The organism is Pseudomonas sp. 2VD (assembly GCF_005503585.1).
Lineage (GTDB): Bacteria > Pseudomonadota > Gammaproteobacteria > Pseudomonadales > Pseudomonadaceae > Pseudomonas > Pseudomonas aeruginosa.
The window spans coordinates 1-3,161 of the sequence record NZ_SCND01000518.1; the positions used below are offsets into that span (position 1 = coordinate 1).

At 68.6% G+C, this 3,161-nt stretch carries 4 protein-coding genes; 2 read left to right on the top strand and 2 right to left on the bottom strand.

Going from position 1 to position 3,161, the window contains the following annotated elements:
- Nucleotides 1-819 (bottom strand): efflux RND transporter periplasmic adaptor subunit (locus FFS27_RS30930; RefSeq protein ID WP_256659793.1); only part of this gene is annotated, 819 nt, incomplete at its 3' end.
- 164 nt (nt 820-983) lie between these two features.
- Between FFS27_RS30930 and mexZ the strand changes: the two genes are divergently transcribed.
- On the top strand, nt 984-1,616 hold the full coding sequence (gene mexZ, locus FFS27_RS30935) for an efflux pump transcriptional repressor MexZ (RefSeq protein ID WP_003088626.1): 633 nt from the start codon (nt 984-986) through the stop codon (nt 1,614-1,616).
- Nucleotides 1,617-1,621: 5 nt separating this feature from the next.
- Here the strand turns inward: mexZ and FFS27_RS30940 are convergent, their stop codons facing one another.
- The gene (locus FFS27_RS30940) at nt 1,622-1,846 is read right to left on the bottom strand and encodes a DUF3203 family protein (protein ID WP_003088627.1); all 225 of its coding nucleotides are present in this window, start codon (nt 1,844-1,846) and stop codon (nt 1,622-1,624) included.
- Nucleotides 1,847-1,999: 153 nt separating this feature from the next.
- Between FFS27_RS30940 and FFS27_RS30945 the strand changes: the two genes are divergently transcribed.
- Nucleotides 2,000-3,161 (top strand): UDP-glucose 6-dehydrogenase (locus FFS27_RS30945; protein ID WP_137952458.1); only part of this gene is annotated, 1,162 nt, incomplete at its 3' end.

Below are 3,161 nucleotides of genomic sequence, written 5' to 3' on the forward strand. Positions count from 1 at the left end.
CAGGCGATCACCGTCCCGCGCGACGCGCTGATCCGTACCGCCCAGTCCGCCGTGGTCAAGGTGGTCAACCCACAGGGCGTGGTGGAAGACGTGGAGGTCCGCGCCGACACCCTTCACCTGGCCTTCGCGGATCGCCCGCTGCATGGCGGCGACTTCGCCGGCCGGCTGGGAGAAGTTCACGTAGATCGGATCGATCTGCTCGACGCGGGTCAGCGGTGTCGGCGAGTCCTCGCCGACCAGCGCGCCTTCGGTGACCAGCGCACGCCGCGCGCGGCCGTCGATCGGCGCGGTGACCGTGGCGTAGCCCAGGCGCAGGCGGGCCTGCTCCAGTTCGGCCTTGGCCGAGGCAATCTGCGCCAGGGCCTGGCGCGCGTCGGTCTGCGCTTCGGTGTACTCGCGTTCGCTGATGGCGCGGTCCTTGATCAGGTCGGCGTAGCGCTTGAGCTTGTCGGCCGCCGCCGCGTGGCTGGCCTCGGCCCGGGCCAGGGCGCCGCGGCTGATGTCCAGGGCCGCCTTCAAGGGCGCAGGGTCGATCTGGAACAGCACGGTGCCGGCGCGGACGTCCTGGCCTTCCTCGTACAGGCGACGGGTGACGATGCCGGCGACGCGCGCCCGCACCTCGGCCTGGCGGTACGCTTCCAGGCGTCCGGGCAGCTCGCTGGTGATGCCGATGGGCGCCGGCCTGGCGACGATCACGCCGACCTCGGCGGGGGCCTCCGCAGTCTTCCCGGTGTCCGCTGCTTCTTCGCAGCCCAGCAGGAATAGGGCGACCAGGGCCGCCAGCAGCCCGCGCAGCGAGCCGGTCCATTGGATGTGCATGGGTGTCCCTCGATTCGTGAACTCGCGAGCTTGCCCGGGAAAGGGCACCGCAACTCACGAGCGGCGCGACAGTAGCATATAATCAATCATGAGTGATTAATTAATTGGCGTTTCTGTAACATATCCTTATGATCTGCGGCGCCTTTCCCTTGTGAGGACGTTCAGTGGCCAGGAAAACCAAAGAGGAATCCCAGAAAACCCGCGACGGCATACTCGATGCCGCCGAGCGGGTTTTCCTGGAAAAGGGCGTGGGCACTACTGCCATGGCCGACCTGGCGGACGCCGCCGGGGTTTCTCGCGGTGCGGTCTACGGCCACTATAAGAACAAGATCGAGGTCTGCCTGGCGATGTGCGACCGCGCCTTCGGCCAGATCGAGGTACCCGACGAAAACGCCAGGGTGCCGGCGCTGGACATCCTCCTGCGCGCCGGCATGGGCTTTCTCCGCCAGTGCTGCGAGCCCGGTTCGGTGCAGCGGGTGCTGGAGATCCTCTACCTCAAGTGCGAACGCAGCGACGAGAACGAGCCGCTGCTGCGCCGCCGCGAGCTGCTCGAGAAGCAGGGGCAACGCTTCGGCCTCCGGCAGATCCGCCGGGCGGTGGAGCGCGGCGAACTGCCGGCGCGGCTGGACGTCGAGCTGGCCAGCATCTATCTGCAATCGCTCTGGGACGGCATCTGCGGCACCCTGGCCTGGACCGAGCGCCTGCGCGACGATCCCTGGAACCGCGCCGAACGCATGTTCCGCGCCGGCCTCGACAGCCTGCGCAGTTCTCCCTACCTGTTGCTGGCGGACGCCTGAGGGCGTCAATCGTCCGCCATCAGGTGCCTGCGCTGGTCCTCGGCGCCGGCGACCACCAGCCGCTGGGCGTCTTCCTCGCTGATGTGCAGGCGCTTGCCGTCGATGTAGAGCACCGACAGGCGCGCCTCGGCGTCGGTACCGATGCGCAGGCTGTCGACCGGCGCGCGATGCCGGCTGCCTTCGATCTCCACGCTGCAGATGCCTTGTTCCGAATCGATTTCGATGGACATGGGAACCTCCCGTTTTCTCCGCCTACCTTGGGTGGACCCCGGGCATCCGCGCGGGTTCTGTCACGGTAGCTTCACGCCAGCGTCACGCGCCTGCCACCGCGCTTGGCTGCAATCGTCCGCAGAGAGAGGGCGAGGCCAGCGGAGGACGACGCCATGCGGCTATGCGTGATTGGTGCGGGCTATGTGGGACTGGTGACGGCGGCCTGTTTCGCCGAGATGGGCAACCAGGTGCGTTGCGTGGAGCGTGACCGCGAGCGGGTCGCGCGGCTGAGACGCGGCGAGATGCCGATCTACGAACCGGGCCTGGAAAGCATCCTGCGCGATCAGCTGGACGCCGCCCGCCTGACCTTCACCGCCAGCCTGGCGGAAGGCCTGGCCGACGCCGAGGTGGTGTTCATCGCCGTCGGCACGCCGTGCGGCGAGGACGGCTCGGCCGACCTCAGCCACGTGATGGCGGTCGCCGAGCAACTTGGCGCGCAACTGCGCCAGGCCTGCATCGTGGTCAACAAGTCGACCGTGCCGGTGGGCACCGCCGAACGGGTCGAAGAGATCATCCGCCTGGGCCTGGCGCGCCGGCGCAAGCGCTTCCGGGTGGCGGTGGCGAGCAATCCGGAGTTCCTCAAGGAAGGCTCGGCGGTGGACGACTTCAGGCGCCCAGACCGGGTCATCATCGGCAGCGCCGAGGCGCAGGCCGGGGAAACCCTGCGCCAGCTCTACGCGCCGTTCCTGCGCAATCACGAGCGGGTCCTGCTGATGGGGCGCCGCGAGGCCGAGTTCAGCAAGTACGCGGCCAATGCCTTCCTCGCCACCAAGATTTCCTTCATGAACGAGATGGCCGGGCTGTGCGCCCTCACCGGCGTCGACATCGAGGACGTGCGCCGCGGCATGGGCAGCGACAAGCGCATCGGCACCCATTTCATCTACGCCGGCTGCGGCTACGGCGGCTCGTGCTTTCCCAAGGACGTCCGCGCGCTGATCCGCAGCGCCGAGCAACAGGGCTTCGACAGCCAGATACTGCGTGCGGTGGAAGCGCGCAACGCGCGGCAGAAGGAACTGCTCTTCGAGACCCTCGGCGAACTGTTCCAGGGACGCTGGCAAGGGCGCACGGTGGCGCTCTGGGGGCTGGCCTTCAAGCCGGGTACCGACGACCTGCGCGAGGCGCCGAGCCTGGTCCTGCTGGAGGCACTGCTGCGCCACGGGGTGCGGGTCAGGGCCCATGACCCGGTGGCCAACGCCGGGGTCGCGGCACGCTATCCGGACGCGCTGGCGTGCGGGCAAGGGCGCACGGTGGCGCTCTGGGGGCTGGCCTTCAAGC